Source organism: Acinetobacter tianfuensis (assembly GCF_003611465.1).
GTDB lineage: Bacteria > Pseudomonadota > Gammaproteobacteria > Pseudomonadales > Moraxellaceae > Acinetobacter > Acinetobacter tianfuensis.
Genome location: NZ_RAXV01000015.1, coordinates 37,355 through 62,219, shown reverse-complemented (window position 1 = coordinate 62,219; position 24,865 = coordinate 37,355). Strand labels below are relative to the sequence as shown.

40 protein-coding genes and 1 tRNA gene are annotated in these 24,865 nt (G+C 41.5%); 12 read left to right on the top strand and 29 right to left on the bottom strand.

The annotated features are described in order from the left end of the window. Nucleotides 1-36: 36 nt before the first annotated feature. The 20 genes from D7V32_RS08455 to D7V32_RS08380 form a co-directional block, all read right to left on the bottom strand. The gene (locus D7V32_RS08455; RefSeq protein ID WP_120402449.1) at nt 37-1,710 is read right to left on the bottom strand and encodes a terminase large subunit; all 1,674 of its coding nucleotides are present in this window, start codon (nt 1,708-1,710) and stop codon (nt 37-39) included. Between the two features lie 37 nt (nt 1,711-1,747). Then, nucleotides 1,748-1,897 carry a hypothetical protein gene (locus tag D7V32_RS17275; protein WP_171407619.1) on the bottom strand — a complete coding sequence of 50 codons (150 nt, stop codon included), beginning with the start codon at nt 1,895-1,897 and terminating at the stop codon, nt 1,748-1,750. Nucleotides 1,898-1,904: 7 nt separating this feature from the next. Further along, a complete protein-coding gene (locus D7V32_RS08450; protein WP_120402448.1) occupies nt 1,905-2,387 on the bottom strand; it encodes a terminase small subunit in 483 nt (160 codons plus the stop codon). A 120-nt stretch (nt 2,388-2,507) separates the two neighbouring features. After that, on the bottom strand, nt 2,508-2,663 hold the full coding sequence (locus tag D7V32_RS17270; protein ID WP_171407618.1) for a hypothetical protein: 156 nt from the start codon (nt 2,661-2,663) through the stop codon (nt 2,508-2,510). Next, a complete protein-coding gene (locus D7V32_RS08445; protein ID WP_120402447.1) occupies nt 2,660-2,953 on the bottom strand; it encodes an HNH endonuclease in 294 nt (97 codons plus the stop codon). The genes D7V32_RS17270 and D7V32_RS08445 overlap by 4 nt, the downstream gene beginning before the upstream one ends. After that, on the bottom strand, nt 2,892-3,065 hold the full coding sequence (locus D7V32_RS17265; protein WP_171407615.1) for a hypothetical protein: 174 nt from the start codon (nt 3,063-3,065) through the stop codon (nt 2,892-2,894). Before D7V32_RS17265 ends, D7V32_RS08445 begins: the two co-directional genes overlap by 62 nt. A gap of 243 nt (nt 3,066-3,308) precedes the next feature. Next, a complete protein-coding gene (locus D7V32_RS08435; RefSeq protein WP_120402445.1) occupies nt 3,309-3,542 on the bottom strand; it encodes a hypothetical protein in 234 nt (77 codons plus the stop codon). A gap of 10 nt (nt 3,543-3,552) precedes the next feature. Then, a complete protein-coding gene (locus D7V32_RS17260) occupies nt 3,553-3,726 on the bottom strand; it encodes a hypothetical protein (RefSeq protein ID WP_171407617.1) in 174 nt (57 codons plus the stop codon). Between the two features lie 94 nt (nt 3,727-3,820). Then, nucleotides 3,821-4,105, bottom strand: a complete 285-nt coding sequence (locus tag D7V32_RS17140) for a hypothetical protein (RefSeq protein WP_147394213.1) — start codon at nt 4,103-4,105, stop codon at nt 3,821-3,823. Between the two features lie 389 nt (nt 4,106-4,494). Then, nucleotides 4,495-4,908, bottom strand: a complete 414-nt coding sequence (locus D7V32_RS08430; protein WP_120402444.1) for an antiterminator Q family protein — start codon at nt 4,906-4,908, stop codon at nt 4,495-4,497. Nucleotides 4,909-4,918: 10 nt separating this feature from the next. Further along, on the bottom strand, nt 4,919-5,323 hold the full coding sequence (locus tag D7V32_RS08425; RefSeq protein WP_120402443.1) for a DUF1064 domain-containing protein: 405 nt from the start codon (nt 5,321-5,323) through the stop codon (nt 4,919-4,921). Next, nucleotides 5,323-5,526 (bottom strand): hypothetical protein, encoded by a 204-nt coding sequence (locus tag D7V32_RS08420; RefSeq protein WP_120402442.1) that lies wholly within the window; start codon nt 5,524-5,526, stop codon nt 5,323-5,325. The genes D7V32_RS08425 and D7V32_RS08420 overlap by 1 nt, the downstream gene beginning before the upstream one ends. Nucleotides 5,527-5,533: 7 nt before the next feature. Beyond that, nucleotides 5,534-5,926: a hypothetical protein gene (locus D7V32_RS08415; RefSeq protein ID WP_120402441.1), complete on the bottom strand. Its 393-nt coding sequence runs from the start codon at nt 5,924-5,926 to the stop codon at nt 5,534-5,536. After that, nucleotides 5,923-6,186 (bottom strand): helix-turn-helix domain-containing protein, encoded by a 264-nt coding sequence (locus D7V32_RS08410; protein ID WP_120402440.1) that lies wholly within the window; start codon nt 6,184-6,186, stop codon nt 5,923-5,925. The genes D7V32_RS08415 and D7V32_RS08410 overlap by 4 nt, the downstream gene beginning before the upstream one ends. After that, on the bottom strand, nt 6,183-6,686 hold the full coding sequence (locus tag D7V32_RS08405) for a hypothetical protein (RefSeq protein WP_120402439.1): 504 nt from the start codon (nt 6,684-6,686) through the stop codon (nt 6,183-6,185). Before D7V32_RS08405 ends, D7V32_RS08410 begins: the two co-directional genes overlap by 4 nt. After that, complete coding sequence (locus D7V32_RS08400) at nt 6,683-7,291, bottom strand: restriction endonuclease (RefSeq protein ID WP_120402438.1); 609 nt, start codon at nt 7,289-7,291, stop codon at nt 6,683-6,685. The genes D7V32_RS08405 and D7V32_RS08400 overlap by 4 nt, the downstream gene beginning before the upstream one ends. Beyond that, entirely contained in the window at nt 7,288-8,130 is an 843-nt protein-coding gene (locus tag D7V32_RS08395; protein WP_120402437.1) for a replication protein, read from the bottom strand. The genes D7V32_RS08400 and D7V32_RS08395 overlap by 4 nt, the downstream gene beginning before the upstream one ends. Continuing rightward, nucleotides 8,127-8,855, bottom strand: coding sequence for a phage antirepressor KilAC domain-containing protein (locus D7V32_RS08390; protein WP_120402436.1), 729 nt, complete (start codon nt 8,853-8,855; stop codon nt 8,127-8,129). Before D7V32_RS08390 ends, D7V32_RS08395 begins: the two co-directional genes overlap by 4 nt. Nucleotides 8,856-8,903: 48 nt before the next feature. Continuing rightward, complete coding sequence (locus tag D7V32_RS08385) at nt 8,904-9,404, bottom strand: phage regulatory CII family protein (protein WP_120402435.1); 501 nt, start codon at nt 9,402-9,404, stop codon at nt 8,904-8,906. A 58-nt stretch (nt 9,405-9,462) separates the two neighbouring features. After that, nucleotides 9,463-9,651 carry a hypothetical protein gene (locus D7V32_RS08380; protein WP_110975155.1) on the bottom strand — a complete coding sequence of 63 codons (189 nt, stop codon included), beginning with the start codon at nt 9,649-9,651 and terminating at the stop codon, nt 9,463-9,465. 102 nt (nt 9,652-9,753) lie between these two features. Here D7V32_RS08380 and D7V32_RS08375 point away from each other — a divergent pair, with 102 nt between their 5' ends. The 12 genes from D7V32_RS08375 (at nt 9,754) to D7V32_RS08320 (ending at nt 15,115) form a co-directional block, all read left to right on the top strand. Then, entirely contained in the window at nt 9,754-10,407 is a 654-nt protein-coding gene (locus D7V32_RS08375) for a LexA family protein (protein ID WP_228200188.1), read from the top strand. 11 nt (nt 10,408-10,418) lie between these two features. After that, the gene (locus D7V32_RS08370; protein ID WP_120402434.1) at nt 10,419-10,727 is read left to right on the top strand and encodes a hypothetical protein; all 309 of its coding nucleotides are present in this window, start codon (nt 10,419-10,421) and stop codon (nt 10,725-10,727) included. Nucleotides 10,728-11,043: 316 nt separating this feature from the next. Next, the gene (locus D7V32_RS08365) at nt 11,044-11,415 is read left to right on the top strand and encodes a hypothetical protein (protein WP_120402433.1); all 372 of its coding nucleotides are present in this window, start codon (nt 11,044-11,046) and stop codon (nt 11,413-11,415) included. A gap of 41 nt (nt 11,416-11,456) precedes the next feature. Further along, nucleotides 11,457-12,338: a DUF2303 family protein gene (locus D7V32_RS08360; protein WP_120402432.1), complete on the top strand. Its 882-nt coding sequence runs from the start codon at nt 11,457-11,459 to the stop codon at nt 12,336-12,338. A gap of 82 nt (nt 12,339-12,420) precedes the next feature. Beyond that, a complete protein-coding gene (locus tag D7V32_RS08355; protein ID WP_120402431.1) occupies nt 12,421-12,693 on the top strand; it encodes a hypothetical protein in 273 nt (90 codons plus the stop codon). Then, nucleotides 12,690-13,019, top strand: coding sequence for a hypothetical protein (locus D7V32_RS08350; protein ID WP_120402430.1), 330 nt, complete (start codon nt 12,690-12,692; stop codon nt 13,017-13,019). The genes D7V32_RS08355 and D7V32_RS08350 overlap by 4 nt, the downstream gene beginning before the upstream one ends. Next, the gene (locus D7V32_RS08345; RefSeq protein WP_120402429.1) at nt 13,019-13,363 is read left to right on the top strand and encodes a hypothetical protein; all 345 of its coding nucleotides are present in this window, start codon (nt 13,019-13,021) and stop codon (nt 13,361-13,363) included. The genes D7V32_RS08350 and D7V32_RS08345 overlap by 1 nt, the downstream gene beginning before the upstream one ends. Next, nucleotides 13,363-13,755, top strand: a complete 393-nt coding sequence (locus D7V32_RS08340) for a hypothetical protein (RefSeq protein WP_228200187.1) — start codon at nt 13,363-13,365, stop codon at nt 13,753-13,755. The genes D7V32_RS08345 and D7V32_RS08340 overlap by 1 nt, the downstream gene beginning before the upstream one ends. Then, on the top strand, nt 13,752-14,168 hold the full coding sequence (locus D7V32_RS08335; protein ID WP_120402427.1) for a DUF551 domain-containing protein: 417 nt from the start codon (nt 13,752-13,754) through the stop codon (nt 14,166-14,168). Before D7V32_RS08340 ends, D7V32_RS08335 begins: the two co-directional genes overlap by 4 nt. Beyond that, nucleotides 14,158-14,640: a class I SAM-dependent methyltransferase gene (locus D7V32_RS08330; RefSeq protein ID WP_120402426.1), complete on the top strand. Its 483-nt coding sequence runs from the start codon at nt 14,158-14,160 to the stop codon at nt 14,638-14,640. The genes D7V32_RS08335 and D7V32_RS08330 overlap by 11 nt, the downstream gene beginning before the upstream one ends. Beyond that, nucleotides 14,633-14,833, top strand: a complete 201-nt coding sequence (locus D7V32_RS08325) for a hypothetical protein (RefSeq protein WP_120402425.1) — start codon at nt 14,633-14,635, stop codon at nt 14,831-14,833. Before D7V32_RS08330 ends, D7V32_RS08325 begins: the two co-directional genes overlap by 8 nt. Beyond that, nucleotides 14,834-15,115, top strand: a complete 282-nt coding sequence (locus D7V32_RS08320; RefSeq protein ID WP_120402424.1) for a hypothetical protein — start codon at nt 14,834-14,836, stop codon at nt 15,113-15,115. It abuts the gene before it with no gap. 34 nt (nt 15,116-15,149) lie between these two features. On the opposite strand, the gene D7V32_RS08315 is transcribed toward D7V32_RS08320, so the two are convergent. From D7V32_RS08315 to D7V32_RS08270, 9 genes are all read right to left on the bottom strand, one after another. After that, on the bottom strand, nt 15,150-16,139 hold the full coding sequence (locus D7V32_RS08315; protein WP_120402423.1) for a hypothetical protein: 990 nt from the start codon (nt 16,137-16,139) through the stop codon (nt 15,150-15,152). A gap of 4 nt (nt 16,140-16,143) precedes the next feature. Next, nucleotides 16,144-16,662, bottom strand: coding sequence for a Panacea domain-containing protein (locus D7V32_RS08310; RefSeq protein WP_120402422.1), 519 nt, complete (start codon nt 16,660-16,662; stop codon nt 16,144-16,146). A gap of 216 nt (nt 16,663-16,878) precedes the next feature. Beyond that, entirely contained in the window at nt 16,879-17,889 is a 1,011-nt protein-coding gene (locus D7V32_RS08305) for a tyrosine-type recombinase/integrase (protein WP_120402469.1), read from the bottom strand. 175 nt (nt 17,890-18,064) lie between these two features. Beyond that, a tRNA-Val gene (locus tag D7V32_RS08300) sits at nt 18,065-18,141 on the bottom strand. A 46-nt stretch (nt 18,142-18,187) separates the two neighbouring features. Further along, on the bottom strand, nt 18,188-20,191 hold the full coding sequence (locus D7V32_RS08295; protein ID WP_120402421.1) for a transglutaminase family protein: 2,004 nt from the start codon (nt 20,189-20,191) through the stop codon (nt 18,188-18,190). A 3-nt stretch (nt 20,192-20,194) separates the two neighbouring features. Further along, a complete protein-coding gene (locus D7V32_RS08290) occupies nt 20,195-21,100 on the bottom strand; it encodes a DUF58 domain-containing protein (RefSeq protein WP_120402420.1) in 906 nt (301 codons plus the stop codon). Nucleotides 21,101-21,111: 11 nt separating this feature from the next. Continuing rightward, complete coding sequence (locus D7V32_RS08285) at nt 21,112-22,023, bottom strand: AAA family ATPase (RefSeq protein WP_120402419.1); 912 nt, start codon at nt 22,021-22,023, stop codon at nt 21,112-21,114. A gap of 274 nt (nt 22,024-22,297) precedes the next feature. Continuing rightward, nucleotides 22,298-22,603 (bottom strand): YbdD/YjiX family protein, encoded by a 306-nt coding sequence (locus tag D7V32_RS08275; RefSeq protein ID WP_171407616.1) that lies wholly within the window; start codon nt 22,601-22,603, stop codon nt 22,298-22,300. Nucleotides 22,604-22,612: 9 nt separating this feature from the next. Continuing rightward, on the bottom strand, nt 22,613-24,712 hold the full coding sequence (locus D7V32_RS08270; protein ID WP_120402417.1) for a carbon starvation CstA family protein: 2,100 nt from the start codon (nt 24,710-24,712) through the stop codon (nt 22,613-22,615). Between the last annotated feature and the right edge of the window lie 153 nt (nt 24,713-24,865).

The window sequence follows — 24,865 nt, the reverse complement described above, 5'->3', positions numbered from 1 at the left end:
AACCTCCAAAAAAGGAGGTCAATAAATTGCATATTTCTAAATGAAAAAGACGTTGTATTCTTTTTCAGCCTGTTCAGGATTCATACTCATCAAAGCCACGGCGTTAAACGTAGCAATCAAGGGATCAATCTTACCTACACCAGATTCCTGTTTGCTGATCATCATACCGTTGCCTTTCACGACGGCACGCGCATTACCAACACACCAAGTCATTAAGCCTTGGCCTGCATGGTAAAGATTGCCTTCAGCTAGTTTTCGTTCTGTAGTGAGGATATAACCCATCAATTTAAAACCTTGAGGTACGGCGGTGAGCTTGTCTTCAGGGATACCAGCATCAAGTAGGCCATCTAAAAGACCACCCAGACCCAATGGATCGAGTCCAACTTTATCGAGCTTTCCTGAGTCAAAAACTTGTTTTGCAATCGCTGCCAATTGGTCAATGTCATCACCAATACGCTCAACAATGGTCAGGCTTTTTTCCTTCTCATAGTCGGCATACTTTGGCGCGTTTTCCTTGCGCCTTTCGACAGCAGTTTTATTGCACCAAGCATGGTTCCAGAGCCACCATTTACGACTTTTTGCATGGCGACCAAGCACTGCAAAGCCAAGCAAATCGTCTAAGCCACCGCCGTCAATTCCGCAGGTAATGACATCCGACTGATTTATAAGTTTTTCTAGTGTGAAATTTTTAGACTGCTGCAGCCAATATTCAGCGCCAGCCCAACGGTTTGCGCGGAGGTTTAGGCCAATCTCAATGTTTAAGTGTTTTGCTAAGAAATCACGTAATGATTCATCGCCGGCATCTTTAACTTTGTTGAACTCGGAAACCAAGTATTCGAGATCAACCGATGCACCTAAATTTGGGTTTGTGATGTAAAAGTTTTCGGGTTTTAAGTGTTCGCCACTTTCAATGAGATGCTTCGGAAACTCATATATCAGCGGTAAAAATTGCTTATCCTCTTTGATGCCGTCGCGCACGTCACGCGCATAATCGAGCAAGCTTTTAAAAACACCGCACGGCTGCTCATCCGACATTGTTGATAGATAGATAACACAGCCTTCAGGGCGTGATGCCAAACCACCTTTTGCTTCACGAAACATACTTTCAGCATGGGCCTTCTTACCGAACAACCAAATCTCATCAAAGAGAATGATTGAAGCTTTCTTACCCGCAGCAGCATTACTTTCCGCAGCAATAACTTTCAGAACTGCACCAGTACCCAAGTGAGTAGTCGTTTTTGTATGTTCTGAAATATTAATTAATTCACTGAGCTCTTCATCAGCTCGAATGAAGTCGCGGATCGGGTTAAATGAGTTGTCGGCGACTTCTTTTGTGGGCGCAAGAATGATTAATTCAGCGGATAGGCGCTCATTGAGAATCAATGCAATAAGCATGATGCCTGCTGCAATCGTAGACTTCGTGTTTTTCTTTGAAATAAGTAAGAAAAATTCACGAATTAATCTGCGTTTTGATTCAGGATTGTAAGCTCCAAAGATTGCTCGGACGAATTCAATCACCCATGGTAATGTGACATCGCCCATTTTTGGGCTACCCATCACATCGACCAAAATTAATTCTTTAAAAATCCGCTCTGCTACGTCTGCCACTTCTGGAAAAAGTGGAGCACATGGCATCAGGGATTTTTTTGCGACAATACGCTCCTCCCAGTCTGGGCAAGCGGTTGTCCATTCTGGGAGCATTGCTGACATAAATTTTGCTCATTAAAAAACCTCCCGATGGAGGCTATTAAATTGGTTTTACTTCGATGTTTTGACTGAATGCTTCTATCCATGCATCATCTTTGTAAATATGCCACTTTCCTCTTACATTTCTTGCATATACCCAGCCAAAAAATGTTTTAGAAATATGTGTAGCGCCTTTTGGTTTTGGGCCCATATGAACTTTAACTCCTCAACTGCGAATCCAATGTTCCAAATTTACCGCCACCTGTTGCGGTTTGCTTTGCACCATCCGTCTTAGATTCCTTCTTGCCTTTTTCCGCAACTTTGCCATGTTTGTATGGAAGTGCAGCTTTGGCTGCATTGAATCGCAGCAACATATCATCGCTATTGTTCATGACATCAATTAAGAATTGCAGAGGATCGTCTTTGGCATAATCTTCATCGTCCAAAGGGTTGTCATCTTCGCCACTATTTGTAGGTTTAGGCTGTGGCTTTTCAGGAGTTAACTTTTTCTTTTCAGAAGTTAACTTTTTGGCTGTTGAATATTGGTCAATATACGCAATAATTTCAGGATTTTTGGAAAGCTTTGAGCCTTGTTGCATCGCTGATTTTTCAGGGTATCCTGCTGAAATTGCTGCGTCTTTTTTACTCATGCCATCAACAATAGCTTGAGCAAAAGCTTTCATTTTTGCTGTTAAAGCCATTGCGATTCCTTAACTCTAAAAGTTAACTTTTGCTGAAAAGGGAAATTTTTTTATAAATGAGATCGGGGGCGGTGTCCGCTGGCTTGGCCTTTTGAACTTTTTACCTCCCCCCCACCATCTTTAATTTTCCAAATACTTTTCAACTAATGCATCGATGTTTTGCGCACGCTCAATTAGTGCTTGCTTGGTATCGTTTGGGATTCGTGGATCAAACTGCATGCCTCGCATAAAGTTTGCAGTTGATTCAAGTTGTTCTAATAGTTCTTCATTATTCATAGCCTGCTTTCCTTTTGAGTCTTCTCTTTATGACACGGCGCACATAACGATTGCAGATTGGATTCATCATCCGTTCCGCCTTGGGCCTTATTCTTAATGTGATCTAACTCAAGATCCATTGTCACACGACCACAGCACTGGCATGTCCACTCATCACGAGTGTGGATCTTCTGTTTCAGTCTGCGCCAAGGTCTACCGCCTCGACCACTGCCCCAATTCTTTTTGGGTTCAAGCCTTGGTTGCTTGGGTGTCATCGCCTGCAGTTTTGTCTGAAGCCTCGGAAGTTTCATATAATTCTGTCCCAAACGGCATAAATTTACGCTCACCACATTCAAGGCAGATAATTGTTGTTTGCGTATCTCCAACAACTGTGATGTCGAACCAATCGTGCTCGCATGTCATAACTATTCATCCATTTGTAGCTTCGTGAATAAATACCACCTTAACCTCACCACGCAATAATCGCGTGTATAGCTCACCTTTACGGCGACTCTTCTTTGTTAATGGATAGTGTGGATAGAAGCAGACTAAACCTTGCTCCTCATTAGCCCATTTAACACATTTAATTCGATTGCCATTCACATAGGCATGACGGATACCTTTGCCGTCTTTAGAGCTATGAAACATATCTAACTATCCAAATACTCATGGCAACTTGGTTCGTCTTGTTCTTGCTCGAGCAACAGTAGCAACTCGCTGTTCTGCTGGGTTTGTATCTGCAGCAGATTGATCAACTGACTGTTCTGCTGCATCACTTGATTGTTCTGCTTTACGATCTCGGTTAGTAAGTCGAGCAATTGCGTTTGCGATTGATTCTTTTGAGCTGCCATACATTGCCTTCAGTTTTTGTCTGCGTTGTTCACAACCTTCACATGCCATAGTTATTTACCTATGAATACAGCGCTTCACGTAGATTCTTAATGCGCTCTTTAAGTTTAATCATGATGCCATCTATTGCTAGCATCTCATTACGAGTTAATCCGGTTCGACTTAGATTTTGATACTTTGACAGCTCAGCACTACAAAATTCTAAATCATGCTTCGCTTGTACTTTATCTGCCATAAATCCACCGAATTGAAAAAGAAAAACCCCTCAACATCTAGAATGCGAGGGGTTTTTATGTGCCAAACTGGCAAAGGATTTTTGAATAATGCCCTTAAAGTGGCACACAGTAAAAACTATAATAATTTGTATTGTTAGGTATAGTGAAAACTCGCGTTTGATATGGGGCAAAATCCCAAGTACCTATCACATTAGAGAATTGACGGCCCCATGCACCAACACCGGTTTCCAATAGATTGCAACGAAGGAATAGCCCAGTTCGATTCACTCCATGTGCTGTAGAAACATTGCCGTGGTTCATTACCGGACTAAGATCCACATAGGCATGAGCAACAGTCACCCCTAAACCCAAAACAGCCGATAAAAATAAACGCTTCATAAGCCCACATCCAACTTAAGCCAACCTTAAAAAACTAGGCGGGAATTCTACCGAATAACACAATTAATACAATATTAATTCAAGCAAATGTGAAGGTTTTCTAAAAACTTGTTACTCAACTTCTTTCAAACAATCCCGACACACCTTGATTTCTTCATCATCAATCGTGTGATCGATTTCTATAGATCCATGAAAGCCTAAAATACATTTTATAAATTGGAGCATGTGGATCTCCTAAATTTGGGTGCCAGCTGGGCTCACTTCTAAACCAATTAAGGGATAAAACAGCTGACAATAAAAAAAGCCCACATTTCTGCGAGCTTTGATATCGGTGCAGGTCATAACAACTTGCCACCATACACTAAATCTACACATACATGGCTGCCAAGTCAATCATTTAAGGCCTCGATTTTTCCATCTAAATACGCCAAACCTTTCTCAGCCTCTGCACGAACTCTTGCTCGGCTACACCCGTGCGTATTTGCGATGGTCTGATCGGACCAGTTATTTTCAAACTTTAGAATTAAGAACCAAGCTCGTTCAGCCAAATACTCTCTTTTATCGCTATGCATCTTCGCCAGCAGCTGGCTCACTTGCACTGCTTCTGCATCACTTATTTCACAAGGCATTGAGACTTTGCTTGCTCTAATTCTTGTTGTGTCATTCTTATCAATCAGCATTGCCAGAGGATTTGCTGAAACAACCGATTTTGCAGACCGAACCCAAATCCCATATTGCTCAAGCCACTGGTGGGCTGAACGCTTTGACCAATCCATTACTTCAATTTTCGCTACTGCATTCATCCCTAGTCCCTCAAACTTCTCTAATATCGATATCGTGTACTGTTTTCATCAAATGCTTTTTATTGCGATAGCTCTGCAACTTCCGCGTTACTGCCGACTTCACATCCTCAACAATCAAGCGACCATTGCTCAGGTATGTAAAATCCGCGTAATACCTCAATTCAGGTTTTGCTCTTTTCTCGCCTTCCAATTTCACTTTGGGTGCCAAGACAAATTTGACCTGGCAACGTAACTCTGAAATTTCACCTCTTTGCGCTAACGCTGTAAGCTCGATATAGCGCTTGTACTCTTTGACGCTATCGAACTTCATCCCATCCTTTTCTATGCGCTGTGCGTTGAATTTAGAGCGCCCAGACTTGGGTTTAGTCTTGGGCGCGTATTGAGCGTGATATTCAGCGAGTGAGATGCTGGTCATTAGTTACCCGCTACCAACTTAAAAACCAGCAGGGCCACAAGGAATGCCGCACACATTCCCAATCCAAAACTAAAGCCACGGCTCATCCACTCCCAAACAGCGATATTGTTGAAGCCACCATTCGCCCATTTCCAGAAGAACTTGACTGCGAAAAGTACAAATACGCTAAGCAGTAGGCAGATTAAAAAGTCTTTATTATTCATCCCTCAATCACCCCAATCTATTTAGTCTTAATGCTTCGTTTACATGCACATCCAAAACAACCGTCGTCGGCGCTATATGATTCCGAATGTCTGTCACAAAGTCGGTGCGGTCGTCTTCAAATGCGGATTGGATTTTCTTTTTCGCTTCACTAAAATCTCCAACCAGCATTGCACCCCCTTCGATTTTTTCTTGGCTTAACTCCACGTAAGCAGCTAATTCTTCCGCCTCGCTGCGTCCGTAATAGTGGTGATCAATTTTGGATTTCAGATCCTTAAGAAAAGCATCACTTGAGCAGCGAATAAAACCATTCGTATACATCCGCATTTTTGTGTTGTATGCCTTCGCCCACTCAGGCGCTCCATCCACAATTTCCCGCATTTGTTCGATTGTTAAATTCATCCCTTCACCCCAAACAGCTGTTTTGCTTTACCACTCAAGTAATACCGGTATTCCTGCCCATCCGTACCGACGGCATAAATCAACCCAATATCTGCTAAAGTTTTTAAATAACGCTGTACTGCGCGTCGTGATAAATCAGGCATAACCTGTTGCTGAATCTCGGTTGTTGTGGCAACTGGCGTATGCTTGATTGCCAGCAAGGTATCTATTCCTCGGTTCAATACGGCGGCCTTGGCATAATTGGGTGGGCGTTCGTTCATGCTACACCTCCAAATAAATCCAAAGCCCACTCATCACGCGCTGGTTTTGCTTTAACTGGCTTCTTTGGCTCTGACTTGATCACCGGCTCTATTGGTGGCGCATATTCAAGCTCCAGTGATTCAGTTGCTGGGAATGCCTTGTTGAATTCCTCCTGAGTAGGCACCCAATTAACCAGCTGCCAGAACTCACATCCATGTCTCAAGCCCGCACATACTCGACCCGCCTCAGCCTGTAGAAACCAAAAGCTAATATGAGGTGCCTTTTGAGCTGGATTGAATTGCTTGCAGCGATCCGCTTTCTGCGTTTTGAATGCCTCAACAAAATAAATCTCAAGCTTTTGATCAGTCGCGATTTCAATTTCATTTTCACCAATCAGACCAAGCCAGATTTTGAAGTCGATATTTTCTTGCTCACTTAATCCAGCAAACGCATGATCAGTAAACGGCGTTGGATAAGTTGTAAGACCGCTTGAATCTTTGTATTCAGAAATTACACTCACGCCCCACCTCCCACACGATTAAATGTCTTCCCTATTTTTGCCACCAGCTCTGGAGGGCAAGGAACACCAATACGGTTTCGCTCATGGTTATCAAGCTGTTTTGGAGCCTTAGGCTTCACCCACATTTCTTGCGTCATACCCTTTGCCTTAGCGCGGCGTAGATAATCCACATAAATATCTTTGAAAGCGAAATGAGCCGATTTTTGCCCTTCTGCTGTCAGTACATGGCGAACTTCATCAAGTACCCGCTTAGTCAGTGTGGTGATCTTCGTTTGTGGATCTGATTCAAACTGCATTGCTTTTGCCCAAGCCATATCAGCAGTCCACCAATCACCGCCTTGTTCACACCAGCTACGGAATGTCGGTAAATTCTTCGGGCACCATTCCTCAGAGTTCATACGAGTTAAGCCGCGTGCGATATCTGCCGGGGTTAGGCCATTTAGGACTGTGCATGCCAATTGGCGAAGTTCTTCATCCGCATAAACTTCAAAGTTTTTCGTGAATGCTGACCCGTAAAGATCACTCATGCGCTGAAGAACCATGTCCGCTACTTCAACTGGGAAATCAATCGCAAATGCTTGCTCAAATAATTGGATATTGCTCATGCGCACTCTCCTTGAACATCACGCATTGGCGCTGGTTGATTTGCTTGGCTGCCAAAACGACGGCGCTCCAAAGGTTGTTGAACTGGTGCGGGTGTATTCTTCGGTGGGTATACGCTTTGGTAGCTACCGATGATCGAAGATTCCAAGGATTGATTTGCACCTACACCGAAACCAATTAATTTGTTGATCAGCAACTTCACGGCGTTTTCAGTCAGAGGTTTTTTGATGCTGTTGCGCATGTCCACGAACTGAATCCACAAATCACGATTTACATTCGCTGGTAACTCAACCGATTTTGGATCAAATTGATTTTGCTTTTCCGCTTTTGGTTTTTCAGCCTTAGGTTGTTCAGGAACACTCTTACTTTTTTTATTTATTTTTTTATTTTGTAGAGTGTCTTTTGATAGTGTCTTTTGTGTGTAAAGAATTTTTACTAGTGGTGGTAAAGATTCTTTACTAGCGTAGTTAAATTTCTTTACTAGTAAAGATTTTTTACTAGTGCCTTCAGGTAGTAAAGAATTTTTACTAGGGAAAGACATTTTCCAACTAACAACACATTCGTCATTCAGCTTAAAAGTATTGCCATGAATGGTAGAACCACACTCAATTACCAAGCCCACTTGAATGAGTTCAGCAATTGCTTTTGTGACTGTAGGACGGCTCTTACCTGTCATCTTTTGGAACTGACTTAGAGAGATCGAATCATGCTCTTTGTACCAGCCACGTGTCTTACGACAGATGATCAAATACAGCTTCGCAGCAACATCCCCAATTTGACAAAGAACGTCGTCTACAAAGGCGTTAGGCACCTGAAAACTGTTAGGAGTGAATTGACTCATTTGTTTAATAACCCCGCAGCAGCAACGAGCGCCGTCAATCTTGTTAATCCATAGGCTGTAATGCGTGCTTGGGTGTACACCTTGTCACCCTCTACACATGCAATCACCTGTGAAACCTTGTTTACCATTACCTTTTGCTCTACTCGTTGCGCGTATGCACATAACCGTCGGTGACGGCTGTTTTCTCGGTATACCCAGTGCTTCTTCAACATGAAGTCAATGAGCTTTGATTCTTGAATACCGATGGTTTTTGCTGAATCACGGATTGAATAAGTGTTTACCGTGTCTGCAATCACATCCATCACCTGCGCCTTAGGCTCTAACACGGCGACATGGTCCTTAAGCGCTTGGTTTTCTTGTTCAGCAGCCAAGGCCAATTGGATTAGCTCCATTCGACTGAGTTCGACAGGCTTTGCGGTTTGGCTTTCCAACTCATACCAACGCTTCACCAGGAGCGCCGTGAATTGAGGGCAAAGCTGTGCAACTACGGTAATGCTGTCTAATTTCCCTTGTTCACCGCTAAAAACGTAAGCATCAGAGAAACGGTTAGGACTAAGTGATTGTTTGTTTTCAACTTTCGCCATTGGCGGTAGTTGAATTACATTCTTATTGGCTAAACGCTCAATAGAAAGCTTCACATTGCGCGGTTCTGTATGAACAATCTGAGCAATTTCAATGTGATTGATTGAACCGGCAATCGTATGTGGTATAATTGGCATATTCATAAAGATTTACCCTCTGAATTGAATACTGAAAAAGCCTGATCTCAACTCTCAGGCTTTTTCTCTTTTTAAAGCTGACAAATATTTCCCAGCCTCTTTTTCTAAAGCCACACGTAAACCGCGCAGGTTTGCTTCCATCTCTTCCAAGATTTGAACTGTGTCTGCCAATTCCGACGGCGTTACAACACCATCCGCCATAACATCTGCAATATGCTGATTCACATGACCGTTATTGATATTGATTTGAAGAAGACGCTCTAAAACACTCACCTGATGTTCTTTTTCTTCAGCTTGGTTTGCTGGTACACACATCAATCCCAATTTATGCGCCCACGCTTTTACCAATGCTGGATTGCGAGTGAATGTCATCATTGATTCGATGGCTTTCACTGTTGGCAAATGCTGGTCCATATTTGGATTTGCATAGTTCAGAACAGTTTTATGAGAAACACCAAGCACCTGAGCAATGTCTTTAGGCTCGATGCCTGGTGTGTTATGAATCATTGTGTGTAAAGCATTCTTTGCTTCACGACTTAGCGTTAGTTCGCTCATATGTGAATCCTTGAATTTATTCACGTTTACCTATTTGTTGGAAAACGTGAAAATATGTTTATGGAGTTAAGGTTTCTAAATCAGCCTTCAATTTCCCTTTTGTGGTTAATTCAAAAACTGCTTGAGTACGCGGCGGGATTCCCTTTTTTTCCCACTTCCATAAAGTGACTTCTGAATAACCAGTTTTTAACGACAGTTCGCGCTTGGTTTTGCATTTGAAGTACCGCATTAGGTCAGACGGTCTCATGATTTTCTCTTAACTACGGTTAATTAACCAAAGTTACCACACGCAAACCACAGTTACAACTGTATGTATTAACATTGGTTAATACTTTTGATGGGTTTTTTTATGTCTTTCCACGAACGCTTAAAACAAAAAATGGAACAAAAAGGTGTAACACCTGCAGCTTTAGCACGTGCTGCATCTGTGTCACCTGTTGCGGCAGGAAAGTGGGTTCATGGAGAAAGTGAGCCAAAAGCTGCTAAGTTAAAATTAATTGCTGATTTTTTAGGTGTGACTGATGATTGGCTTTTAACAGGCAAAGGCTCGCCATCAAAATTAGATAACAACATCGATCTATCTGAAAAAATCCCCTTAGAAGGCCGCCCTATTCCTGTTATCTCATGGGTAGCGGCAGGCTCACTTTCATCAATTGAGACTGTTTTAAGAGACACTGAGATTGATGAATGGCTTCCACCAAATAAAGACTGTGGAAAAAGTGGTTACGGCTTAAAAGTAACTGGAATGTCAATGTCACCTTACTTTCTTCCAGATGACCGCATTTATGTAAATCCCGAAGTGCAAACTTTTGATTTGCAAACTGGCGATTTAGTCATTATTGCTTGCTTTGGTGAAACAGAAGCAACCTTTAAAAAGTTAATTATTGAAGGTGATAACAAGTATTTACAGCCATTAAACCCCAATTGGCCAGAGCAAATTATAAAACTTAGCGAAGACTGCCGATTGGTAGGCAAAGTTGTTGGTTTATATAGAAAAATCTAATTGGGTTGCAAATGATTGAAAAAATAAAAAAGTGGTGGAATGGGGAAGATATTTTTCATGAAAATAAACCCAGTGATCCTGTAATTTTTATTGGTTGGAATAATAAAAAACACTGGACATCATCATTGCTTCACTGGGTTGTTTCGCTTTTTACCAATCCAGAAAGAAGATCAACTTTCTTGGCAGTATTGGCATTTGTCACTTTTGTTTTTATGATTTTGAAGTATTTCACCCACACTGATTCCGAACAATATTCCACATATCCAAAGAGTGAAAATAGAGAGGCTAGTGCCCCAATCAACAAACCTGTAAATCAATAGAAATATGCCAGATTGAATAACTAGCATTAACGTTAGAAATTTGTTCATTGTGTACCTACTTCCACCCCTGCGGTGGATTTCTCATTTCTGTAACATACCTTTATTACTATTGAATCAAGGTCACATCGAAGGATGACCTGTAATAACAAAGTAGAGCCTAAATAACCTCGCATGCGCGGGGTTTTCTTTTGCCTATTAAACCACAGTTAAGTAATCTGGTTTAATTAATTTTAACTTTGGTTAATTTTATTATTGACTAAATTATTAACCTTAGTTAATCTTTGCTCACACACCAACCCAATGTGAGTGAACCAAAATGACAAAACAAACCTCCTTCTGCCAAACCCTTAGTAATTTGCAACATGGCTATTCGCTTCAAGAACTTGACCAATTGCTTACAGAAGCGCTTCAAGCATCACAAGACACAGGCAAGGTCAGCAAAGTAAGTGTGACCTTGACGATCAAGCCTAATGGCGCTGGAACATACAAAATCACAGACGACATCAAGTCGACGCTTCCTAAGTTTGAAAAAGAGGCAACGCTATTGTTTACAGATGGCGAACAGCAACTTGTGCGTGAAGATCCACGCCAACAAAAATTAAAACTTGAGCAAGTTCAGTCAAGCGGCCCAATTGATCTGAAAGGTATTCCTGCTGATTCAAAACCACTAATTAAACCACTTAATTAATTTTTCCTTAACCCCTCAACCTCACTATAAACAGGTGCTTTATGAATAATGAAATAAATCAAAACAACGATTTAGATGCTTATCGCGCAGGTCAGCTTTCACAACAATATGCAAATGCGAATCTTCCATTTGTTGTGGTGCCAGGCGAAGGTAAAGTACACACCTTCCCTGAAACCCTTGATCGCCCTTTACAGCTTCAGCAAACGGTAAGCTTGCATACAGCCAAAGACTTCATTGGTTACGTAAATCGTTTCGCTGATAAAAATTCAGTCATTTTCGTTAATGTCCTTGGCGGAAAAATCCAAGCTGTTCTTGATTACCATGAAGCTTCGCCAGTTGAAGAATACGGATCTAATGCTAAGCAACGTCATTGCTTACATAAAGCTATCTTCAATGTTGAGCAGACACCGGAGTTTAAGAAAATCCGTGACAAGTCTGGTGAATCAATGTCTCAGTCTGACTTTGCATTGTTCTTAGAAGATGTAATGCCATACATCAATCAGCCTGCAGCTGCCGAGCTTTATGAAATTGTCAGCACATTATCTGCAAAAACTAGTGTGGACTTTAAATCAGGTATTCGTACTGACAATGGTCAAGTCTCTATCACATATAACGAAAATATTGATGCCAACGCAGGTCGTGAAGGCAAACTGAATATTCCTGAACAAATCGTATTTGGCATTCAGGTTCATCGTGGAGGCAGTCACTATGCTCTACCTGCTCGTTTCCGCTATCGCATTAAAGATGGCAACTTGCGCATGTACTACGATCTTGATCAATTAGAAAAAGCTATCGAAAAGTCCATGGAAGACACAGTTACATATATCCGTGAAGGCAAAGTAATTGATAACGGCGATGGCACTGAAACAAATTTATCAGGCGTTCATTCAGACGTAACAATTTTGGAAGGCTCTGTTAACTAATTAACAGGCATTAAAAAGCCCTGATTACTTTGGACGGCGATCAGGGCTCAACGTAAACAATTGGAAGCTTACGGAACTAATTATGAATCAACGCGTATCACATAGCAACTTACCCAAGTTTAATGCTAACAAAAGCCAAACAAGTGAAATTCTCTATCAGCAACCAACTGCAGGCGAAATGAAGACTCCTGCTTTGGGGAAAGCTAAGAATTTTGCTCATAACTTAATCGCTGTAGCACTGGTAATTGGTTGCATTTCATCACCAATTTATATGATTCGCGGTTGTGCTGATGATGTAGATCGTCAACATGCTCAAGCCGTTCAATATCAGGCGCAATTTGGAGTTTCTAAATGATTTCAGATACGGCGCAAACTTTAGTGCACCATGCACTAAATTACAAAAACATTTCTATTGAGCCAGATCTCAATGAACCTGTAATAGCTTTAGCGATTGCACACGCTTTTGAATGCTGGATATTGAACGACGGATACATTGGCAAATATTTACCTGGTCAAAATTCTGTTCAATATTCAAAGCCTAAAATGCCAAATTTAACAGTTCACGGCGCAGGATTCATGAATGAAGCTTGCCAAAAGCGCTACGCCGTATTTTTAAAATCATATTTAAGAAAAGGTCGTAAATTCATTGAAAGCCTAAAAATACAAGTGCAGGTGGCGTGATGGAAATAAAACAATTAGAACCTGCTGAAATTATTCGCAGCGAAATGGGCACTTGGACTCATTCTGAATATGCAAAGTATTTGGCTGAAAAATGTAATGATGCTGAATGGATTGATCAAAAAGATTGGGATGAATTAAAGCGTTACTTCAATATTGATACTGTGACTTTTTGGATGGAAGGCCATGTAAACACTGATGATTGGGAAACGATGATGGATGCAGGCGACATTTCAAAATGGAATCCAATTGCACCAAATGGCTTTTTCTTAATAGATATTCATTTCAGTGAAGATGATGCATACGCATTGTTTGCCCGCAATAAACGTGAAGTTGAGGTGGCGTGATGGAAATTCAAAAAGTCAAAGTTAAAGCTCAAATTCGCTGGTGGGAAGACACCACAGTAAATGGAATAGAAGACACTGAAAATGGTGCAAATGTTCCATGTAAACAAGGTGAATTATGGTGCCCTATTATTAATGTGGCTACTGGCATTATTGAAAATTGGGAAATTGGTAAAACAGCAAAAATTCACTACAAAGTAACCGATGGCTGTGGTTGGGAATTGTTGGATAAAAATGGAATAGTCATTCAATCTCAAGCCGATGGTTATGTGCCTGAAACACTTTGCCCTGCTGAACGTGGCTACGGTGATTACATCATTATGAACATTAATGAAAATGGTCTAATCGATAAGTGGCATTTCAATATTGATGATTTTCAGGAGGATGACCAATGATGGATATTCAGAAAGAAAAGCACAATTACTTGGCTATGCTTGTGGCTGAAGATGCAATCACTCAAGAGCAATGTAGCAACCTAAGTCTATACAATGGCGGTAACTACTTTCATTCCGATTTTTTAGCTTCTTCAAGAGTCGACTGCATTAATTGGGGCTGGTCAGCATGGTTGAAAGCCAAAGCCCAAACTATGCCTAAATGGATTTCGGTTGAAGATGAATTGCCACCTTCAGACACAATGGTTTTAATTTGCTGGTCTGATAGTCCAGATGTAGAACCCGAAAAAGACTTCATGGATGTGTGTGTGGATACTGGATGCCCTTTTTGGGCGAATAGCTTGAATGATGAACCATCACATTGGATGCCTCTACCTGAACCGCCAAAAGCACAGGAGCAAGGCCATGACAGCTAAGGTTTTAGATCCATGTTGCGGCTCTCGCATGATGCATTTTGATCGTGTTAATCCGAATGTTGTTTTTGGGGATATTCGAACTGAAAGTCATATTTTGTGTGATGGGCGCTCCTTAGAAGTCGCACCGGACATTGAGATGGATTTTCGCAATATGCCTTTTAATGACGGTCAATTCAATTTAGTTGTGTTTGACCCACCCCATTTGGTGAAAGCAGGCCCTTTAAGTTGGTTAGCTTTGAAGTATGGAAAGCTTCATGAAAATTGGCGCGATGATATTCGCAAAGGTTTTTCAGAATGCTTTCGTGTGTTGGCCAATGGTGGTGTATTGATTTTTAAATGGAATGAAACTCAAATTAAAGTGAGTGAAATATTAAAACTAACTGATCAAAAACCTGTGTTCGGGCATATAAGTGGGAAACGAGCTAATACACACTGGATCACTTTCATGAAAATGGAGCCAACCAATGATTGAACTATCCCCTATTGAAATCGAACTTCTAGAGGAGTTCCGCGAGGAGTTAGGCCCGCGTGTTATTTCAGATGTTGGCTTTGCTGCTGAGCTTCCCGCGGCTCTAGTGCAGGCTCTTTATAAGTTGGTTTGTGAAAAAGTTGCTGAAAATGAATTGCCGTACAAAGTTTTGAAAAGTTTGAGGGAGGTGTCTTAAATGGGTACATTTCAAATCACAGTACATGGAGATGCACCTCAACTATTTGTTGGATCTGATCTAGGCGGAGCTAAAATTGTATCTATCAAAGATGTGAGTCCTAAATTAGTGTCTGCTGCTGATTTAGCAAAGCAATTTGGAATTAGTGTTGATGCGGTCCGTGATCGTTGTGCAGAGATCAACAAAGGTACGCGCGGTAAGTGCCTTTATGATCCAGAGCAGGCAAACTTGATTTTGATTGCCCGGCCCGTGGCAAAACGTGGTCGAGCGAGGAAGAATTAATATAAATGACCAAGCCCCTATTGGGGCTTTAACTTTATTCACTTTTATCTTTATCTGCATTTTTATCATTTGCATGATTAGATACAGTAATTTTTTCTACAACAGTAACTTCTTTGTTTTGGCTTTCAAGCTTTGATTTATCGGCTGGTTTATTATTTTCTGCAGCCATTGGTAGATTTTTAGTGGTGGTTTCCTTCGTAATAGTAAATAAGCTTTCCTTATTAACGCTGTACATACCACACATACTAATAAGTAAAATTAAGAGAAAGAAAGACACTGCTTTTGTATAAAAGTCCCATGTCCAAGGCTTATACCAATAGCATTCTACAGCAGTCACATTGTCTTCTTTATTATGCTTCTCTAAAACCCTTTTTAAATTACTCATCGAGTTAATCCACTTCACCATCATATTTAATAGTGTCAGCAGACAAATCATTAGGAGAGCAATGATAAAGGTTAAGTATGGCCACCTGGAGTTAACTTCTAAGAGTTTTACTGTAGACCCTATTAAGTTTACACCACCAAATAAAGTAAAAATGATCGAAGCAAAGATACCTAGAATAGAAATATAGTTTGCAATCGTTGATTTGGCTTGTGCATCTGCTTCATTTGCTAAATCTTCGGCTTTTTTAGCAATATCTAAAGCATCTTTTGAAGCTTTTTGAATAAATTGCTTTTGTATAAATGCTAATTCAATATGATGTGTGAATTTTTCGTAGCATTTAAGAAGATGTTCGAAATCATTACTACTGTTCTTGTATTTATCAACTAATACCTCTTTAACCGTGTTAGCGAAGCTATCTAAGGTATTAGACTGAATTTCATTAATATTACTTTCAAATATTCTTACTGATATTTCTTTATAAGGTAGATTATAAAATGTTTCACGATTTGTTTTTTGAACAAAGTCTGCTTCAAATAAACTAAATAGATATGCAGCTTTATCAACGATATCATTCTTATGGAATGAGGCAGAATCCAAGTGCAAATCTATTAGTATAATCTTAGCTTGTTCAAAGTTCATTTATTCAAATATCCTTCGCTTGTTTTAGCTCAGACATTGAATAAGTTAGGTTTTGAGTTCCTGAATTAATTTCAGGCTCATATCTACTCCAGGCATTTTCCTCATGAGTCATTTCAACTAGATCAAAAGCCTTTCTAGAAATTAATTTTTCAATTATAGGGTCTGCAATTTCAACAAATTTTTTATCAGATAAAAATAACCCCTCTTTAAAATCTCGTTTATGTATACCAAACGGAGCATCTGATGACTCTTCAATAAGAGACTTAGGTTTACTTATATGATAAATATTTGCCGATTTGAACTCTCTATACACTTCTTTAACCACTGGTCCATATTGCCATTTTTGAAATGGCTCATCAAACAACAATACTTCGTGCTTTTTTAAATAATTAGCAGCAACATAGTATAAAATTTTTTGAAGTTTTAGAGGAGTTAATCCTCCTAATGGGGATTCCTGATCTTTGTTAACATACCAAATAATATAGTTAGCAATATCCATCGCTATATATTTTTTATTATCCATATCACACCTCACATAAAATACTTAACTCAACAGAACTTAGCAGGAAAAAACTAAGGATTAACATTGTCGAAAATCAGTGGCGGTATGCATTTTAAATTCCTTATTTCGGGTACAGCAAAAGACAAGATCAACCTTGCCCATAGCCAAATTATAGCATTTGCTATAATTAAACAATAGCGTGAAACATAAAAGTTCCACACTTGAGCTTATTTTTTATTACGCATCCATCATATCTGCAATATCTTCAACATCCGGGTTGTAGTAAGTATTCACCAGGACTTTAATATTTTTATGGCCTGTCACCTTGGCCAGAACTTCTACCGGTAATTTCTGGTTATTCACAAAGCGAGTAATGGCTTCATGGCGTGTGTCATGGAAATGAATATCTGCCAGCCCTACCCTCTCCTTTCTACGCTCCCACATTAACCGAAAGGCATTCTCAGACTGTGGAATCAACTTATCACCTTCATGATCGATCAGATCCAGTAAAGCTAAAGCCTTTTTCGTCAATGGCACATTACGAGCATCACCGTTTTTGGTTTTTGGTAAATGCACATGCCGATCATAAATTTCAGACATTTTAATGCCAAGGATTTCACCACGGCGCATCGCTGTTTCCAATGCAAATAAAAATGCCCAGGCAACATAATGTTCGGGAAGTGTGGGCACCTGGCCATGCCTATACCCTAACCCTTCAATAATTAAATCAATCTCATCATCCCGGATACGGCGATTACGTGCCTTAGGCTTGGCAGGCTTCTTAATCCCCATCCATGGATTGTTATCCAATAGAAATAGCTCTTTGACTGCATAGCTAAAAACTGATGAGTACAGCGCAATTTCACGCAGCACTGTATTTGCACCAACTTCTTTTAAACGCTTATTTCGCCAAGCGGTTAAATGCTTCGGGGTGATGTCATGAATCGACATATCTGCAAGCGGACCAAACTTTTCCTCAAATGGCCCTAATTGTTCTTTCACATATTTTGAGCCTCGCAGCTTGCGGCCTTGCTCATCATAATATTTATGAAAAAGTGTCTTGAATGGATAGAGTTGTTTTACGCCCTGATCCTCTGCTAATTGATTCGCCTTAGCCTCAAGCATCTTTTGCGCCGCCCACTGCTCACACTCCTTGGCAGTATCACGAGTTGCAGACGAGCGCTTACCATTAATCATAATTTCAATATAAAACGCTGCACCGCGTTTGCGAGGCTTCGGTAATTTCATGACGTAAATTCCAAAATTCTTGACGTAATCTTGACGTAAATTTAACTGCATAATCAGCATAAAATAACGATTTCGCAGCAAGTGCGGTTAAGTGATTACTTTTTTATAGGCATAAAAAAAGGGCTTTAAGCTGTTGTTTTAGCTTAAAACCCTTATAACATATAGTTTTGAATCTTGGTAGGTATATCCAGACTCGAACTGGAGACCTCTACGATGTCAACGTAGCGCTCTAACCAACTGAGCTATACACCTGAAGTCCAAGCATCATATTCATTTTTATTTGCATAAACAAGTTTTTTCATAACTTTTTCAACACATATGAACAAGATTTAAGCAAAATCTTAAATTGCTTTATTTCTTGCTTTGAAACAGGCTGCCCAGCATACCTATGCCGTATATATAATTCAGATAGCCAAGTAAAATCATCCTGATACTTAACATTAACCTGACTGGATAAACGGCGCATCCAAACACTAAATGTTTCTGCTTGTTTTTGCTGCAGTTCAGGTTTTAACTGGCGGTTAAAATGCTGAATGCTGCGCTCCCATATAGACAGCTTTCTTTTTTGCCGCCAATACATCCAGCCAAAATACAGCATTGCTAAACTTACACAGCCCAGTGCAATCACCAAAACTGCAGCATAAGATGAATGCAGGCCGATTTTATTCAGCCAGCTGCGCTGCGTTTCAGCATTGTACCCCACAACTTTACTTTGCCATTGATAACTGGCGAAGTCGCTCCAAATACGCATTTTAGTCAAAATTGCATATTTCTGGCGGTCAAAATTTGAATTGCCTTCAAATTCACGCGCATCTGCTGCAATATAGTTCTGCATCCCGCTGTCTATGCGCTGCGGCGCAATAATTGCTGTAGGATCATAGCGTTGCCATTTTCCATGCAGCCATACTTCAGTCCACGCATGCGCATCCAGCTGCCGCACCTCCCAGCTTTTCCCATCTGGCGCTTCCTGACCGCCTTGATAGCCCACAACAACCCGTGCAGGAATATTTGCATAACGCATTAACATGACAAAACTTGATGCAAAATGCTCACAAAAACCTTTACGGCTGCCAAATATAAAATCATCGACTCGGTTTTGCCCCAAAGTGCCAGGGGTCAATGTATAAGCAAAATTCTGCTGTTTATACCACTGTAAAACATTGGAAATATAACGTTCAGGGAGTCCGCCGCTTTCCCTCCAGAGCGTTGCAGCTAATTGCTGCGCTTTCGGGTCTAGCTGATCGCTGACTTTCGTATTTAATTTAGCCTGCCGCATTTGCTGGCGCTCATCCAATGATTCCAGCGGAGAACTGCCGATCCAATTCAATGCAATCGGCTCAACTTTCAAGGTCATACGGCGCGGTGTAATCCTGCCGTCTATACCTAATAAATAACTGCCCTGCTGCGGCATAGACTGCTCCAGTCCCATGACCCAATGTACACGCGGATCTGCGGCCAAATAACGGTATTGCCATTTCTCCTGCTGCTGCAGCTGACTCAGCTGCTCAGGCATAAATATACGCTGATTAAATTCACTGCTGGTCCAGCGGCTGCCGTTATACTCATCTAACACCATTGCCCGCCAGTACAGCTCTGAACGCGGCGGCAGCTGTTTCATATCACCAATAATTCGAAAAGCTAACTCGCTGGATTGCGATAATTGCGCGATATCTCCCGGTGACATGCTGTCACTGATACCCGTGACACTGGTGTCGTCTGGAATTGGAATATGCCACAGCGGCGGCAGACGCGGGAAAAAGATAAACAGCAGCACGAAAAATGGAATGCCGTAGAGCAAAAGCTTTCCTACATGGCCCGCATCTTTTTTTATGGTCTGCCAAACCTGCACTTGGGCGGTTTCAAACTGACTGGTCTGCAAACGGTACAGTCCCATAAAGCAGCTGACCAAACACAATATAATGATGACTGCCATCGCAAATGACTGGCTGAATAAAAATGAGCTGGCTGAAACAAATAATGCAAAATTAAATAAAATCAGCATATCGCGCTGATCTTTACTTTCTAAAGCTTTGGCAAATAAAAACGTGCTAAGTACAGCAACACCTGCCTCTACCCCAACAAAACTGCGGTAACTAAAATAAATACTGGCTAATGCGATACATGTCAGCAATAACGTCCAACTGCGTTTTAACGCGCCAATATTTTGTTTTCTGCGCAGAAATAAACACAGCCACATCACAGCAAACGTGAGGCTCAGCGCAATTGGCAAGAACATGGCTTGCGCCGCCAGCAGCAGCGCCAAACTCAAAAGCATCGAAACTCGAACAGAATAAGTCATCATCAATTAAGCCTGCGCTAATAGCAATTTGGCATGATTAAGCTGTGCCTCACCTAGACCGCTTGGCAGCGCCGCCTGAGGCAATAACAGTGCATACGAAAACTGCAGCTGCTCACATTGCAGCACCAGCCCCATCATCATGCTCAGTTTCTCTTCATGTGACGCGCTTGGCATATGTGCATAGTCAATATCAATACGGTGCTGATCTGCATATTGTTCAAAAACCTTGACATATAAGCCTTGCCCTCTGGCAGCCTGTTTCCATGATACGGCCTGCAGTGAATCGCCTGCTTTAAAATCACGCAATTCACGAAACTCATCCATATCTGGCTCAAAGTTCATCTGATGATGCTTATTTTCCAGTTCAGGATAGATTGCCTTTGGAGCAATCCAGCTGCTTAAGTTTAAATATAAATAGCTCCAAGCCCGAACTAAGCCAAACGGATAAACCGAATAAAATTGCAAATTTGGATAATGAAATTTCCCTCTGTGCGGGGCAATAAACGCGATTTGAAAATGTGTTTTCTGCTCATACACAAATACTTTCTGCAGCTGCCCCTCAGTACGTATCCACAAATATCTGGGCTGCTGATGCGGCTGCTGTATATAAATATCTAAATAAACCTGCTGTTCAGCCGTGCCCATTTCCATAGCAGCAACTTCAATGCTCATTCCATGCAGCTGTTTAAATGTCAGGTAAAAGCTCATGCACAGTACGGCGCTGATTAAAAAGCAAAAACCCAAAATCAAGTTATTGGCATAGTTCACCCCAGCAATAAAGGTAATAAAAATCAGCACCAAAAACAGATAACCCTGTTTATAAATGAATACCAGTACATCTTTTTGTGTCAGCTGTTTTGCTTCAGTATATTGAAAGCGCTTGCTGAGCCATTTCTGCCATAAAGACGCCACAAACCGCCTCCTTAACAGATATTAACCCGCTGCATTAAACGTACTGTTTCATCTTCATTCATGCCTATCCGGTGTGACGCCACTGCGGCAAATACCGCCTGCACATCATCAGGAATAACAAAGTTACGCTGTTCCACCAAAGCATGCGCCTGAGCGGCTTTTTTCAAAGCCAGTACGCCTCGGGTAGATAAGCCATGACGCCCCTTACGGCTTTCTTCTGCCAAATCTAAAATATAGTCCAGTACATTTTCATCTACATAAATTTGTCCGACAAGATTTTGCAATTCTAAAATCTCCTGCTGGCTAAATATATGCGCCAATGAAGCAATCAGCTGCTGACGGGAACTTTGCTGCAAGAGCATTTTTTCAGCATTACGAGATGGATAACCCAAAGATAGGCGCATAAGAAAACGGTCAAGCTGCGACTCAGGCAATGCATAAGTACCGCTTTGAAATAGCGGGTTCTGTGTCGCAATCACCCAAAAAGGCTGCGGCAATGCATAGCGCACCCCATCAACTGTAACAAACCCCTCTTCCATCGCCTCCAATAAAGCGCTCTGAGTTTTGGGGCTGCAGCGGTTAATTTCATCGGCCAGCAGAATTTGCGTAAATACTGGCCCCTGTTTAAATTCAAACTGATGTTCTTTTTGATTAAACATATTCACCCCAATGACATCACTTGCCAGCATGTCATTGGTAAATTGAATGCGTTGAAATTGCAGGCCAGCCAAATGCGCCAAAGCACTGGAAAGCGTGGTTTTTCCCAAACCCGGCAAATCTTCAAACAGAACATGGCCGCCTGCCAGCAAACTGCACAGCGCCAGTTTGGTCTGCTGATTTTTATCTAAAATAATTTGGTTGATGTGCTCAAGATATTTCTGAATCTTCGGGTAGTACACTGCAAGCTGCTGTTCTTCCAGCATTTCTATTTGTATTCCCCCTGCTTTCTCTTTTTTTCCAAGCACGCCGTATTCCCCAATTCAAAAGCTTTTAAAGTATTTACCATACAGGTTTTTAAAGCAGATGCAAAATTTACAAGCACATGATTTATTTTACAAAATATATCGTAAACAGGAAGTTTGATGTGCATCACATTAAAACCAGCTTCTCTGGCACATTTATTTTTCCGCTTTTTTATTTTACTTATTTGCAAATAAAAAAACGGCACCGAAGTGCCGTTTTAGTTTTTATCCTATATCAGCAAGGACATTTTTTCATATTGCCGCCTGCCGATGGATAACGGGCATCTACGCAATAGCGGTAAAAAGTTTTCGCGTCCATCGCCTCTAAATCTGGATGATGCTTTTTCATATGTTCCAAATAATTTTGGTAATCCGGCACTCCCACCATCAAGCGAAAACTTTGCTGTAAACGCTGCCACAATGTCGCAATTCGAGACCAGTTTTTCGGATTCAGGATCAAATCCTTTTGCGACATGATGGTCATTTTAATGATTTTATAAATCACCGTTTTTCCACTTTTTGCAAATTTAAGATTCATCACTGACTCCTTTTAATGCTGATTCGATGCAACAATGTCTTTCGGATCACGATAAACAGCTTCACTTTCATTTACCGTTGGCGTTGGACTAGCCAGAGCACGGCGCACAACACCAATCGCTGCAAATAACATAACAAAAGCCACGATCATAAAGAATGCGCAAAGCGCTGCATTAATTTGATTCGACAAAGCAACTGTATGCATTTCAGCCATGGTTTTCGCCGGCGCAAGAATTTCATTTTTCGCAATCGCTGCATTAAAACGGTCTGCCTGCGCCAAGAAACCAATTTTCGGGTTTTCATGGAAGATTTTTTGCCAGCCAGCGGTCATTGAAGTAATAAACAAGAAAACTGTTGGGATAATCGTAACCCAAACATATTTCTGCTTCTTCATTTTGAATAAAATAACCGTACCTAGAATTAACGCCATCGCCGCTAAAATTTGGTTACCGATACCGAATAGCGGCCACAAGCTGTTAATGCCGCCGAGCGGATCAACTACACCTTGGTAAACAAAGAACCCCCAGCCTGAAACTGCAACAGCTGTTCCCAGCAAGTTGCCAAAGAAGTTATGTGAGTTTTTAACCGCTGGAATAACAATGCCGACTGTATCCTGCACCATGAAACGGCATGCACGTGTACCGGCATCCACAGCTGTCAAAATAAACAGCGCTTCAAATAAAATCGCGAAGTGATACCAAAACGCCATCATTGAGCGGTTATTGAAAATTTCCGTAATAATGTGCGCCATACCAATTGCAAACGTTGGCGCGCCGCCTGTACGGGAAAGAATCGAGTTTTCACCGACTTCTTGAGCAAGCAGCGTCAAGGCCTCTGGCGTGATGACAAAACCTAAATTACGCACTGCTTCCGAAGCGCTTTCTACAGTTGTTCCTAAAACTGCAGCTGGCGAGTTAATCGCAAAATAAACCCCTGGTTCTAATACTGTTGCACACACCATGGCCATAATGGCAACAAAAGATTCCATCAGCATGCCGCCGTAGCCAATCACACGGATGTCTTTTTCGTTATTCACCAGTTTTGGTGTGGTCCCTGACGACACCAAGGCATGGAAACCAGAGATTGCGCCGCAGGCAATCGTAATAAACAAGAATGGGAACATTGAACCTGCAAATACAGGGCCTGTGCCATCTATGAAAGGTGTCACTGACGGCATTTTCAGCATTGGCATCGCAACCATAATACCAATTGCCAAACCTGCAATCACACCAATTTTCAGGAAGGTAGATAAATAGTCACGCGGTGCAAGCAGCAGCCATACAGGCAATACAGATGCAACAAAACCATAGCCAATCAGCCACCAAGTCAGCTCTGTGCCGCTTAGGGTAAAGAATGGGCCCCAATACGGATGCTGCGCAACATCACCGCCATAAATAATGCCAGCCATCATCAGCACAAAACCAATGATTGAAACTTCAGCAATTTTCCCTGGGCGGATATAGCGCATATAAATCCCCATGAATAATGCAATCGGTATCGTCGCAGCAATACTGAATACACCCCATGGACTATTGGTTAATGCTTTCACGACCACCAGCGCTAAAACAGCTAAAATGATGATCATGACACCAAGTGCGCCAAGCATCACAATGATGCCGGCAAATGAACCCAGCTCTTGTTTTGCCATTTCACCCAATGAACGGCCATCACGGCGGGTCGAGATAAACAGCACCAAGAAGTCTTGCACTGCGCCTGCCAGCACCACGCCGACCAACAGCCAAATTGTACCTGGCAAATAACCCATTTGGGCTGCCAAAATTGGGCCAACGAGCGGACCTGCACCCGCAATTGCGGCAAAGTGATGGCCAAACAATACGCCTTTATTGGTCGGAACATAGTCCAAACCGTCATTTAAGCGGTGTGCTGGTGTTAAACGCCGTTCATTCAGTTCAAAGACTTTATTTGCAATGAATAAACTATAAAAACGGTATGCAATACTGTAAACACAGACTGCTGCTAGAATCAGCCAGACAGCATTAACATGCTCTCCCCGGCTGACGGCTAATATGCCAAAAGATACTGCACCTAAAATGGCGACAAATAGCCAGATAAATTTCGAAACCAAGCTTGGCTTCGTTTGCGTTTGATCCATGTCAATCCCTCATTTCTGTGTAACTAAATCAGCTGTTTTTCTAATTCGAGGTACTGCTGTTTCTTCCAATGAAACTTTACTCCTTTGACAAATGATTTCCTCTACGACTTTGGAATGCATAACCATAAAAAAAGGGATGATTTTCATCATCCC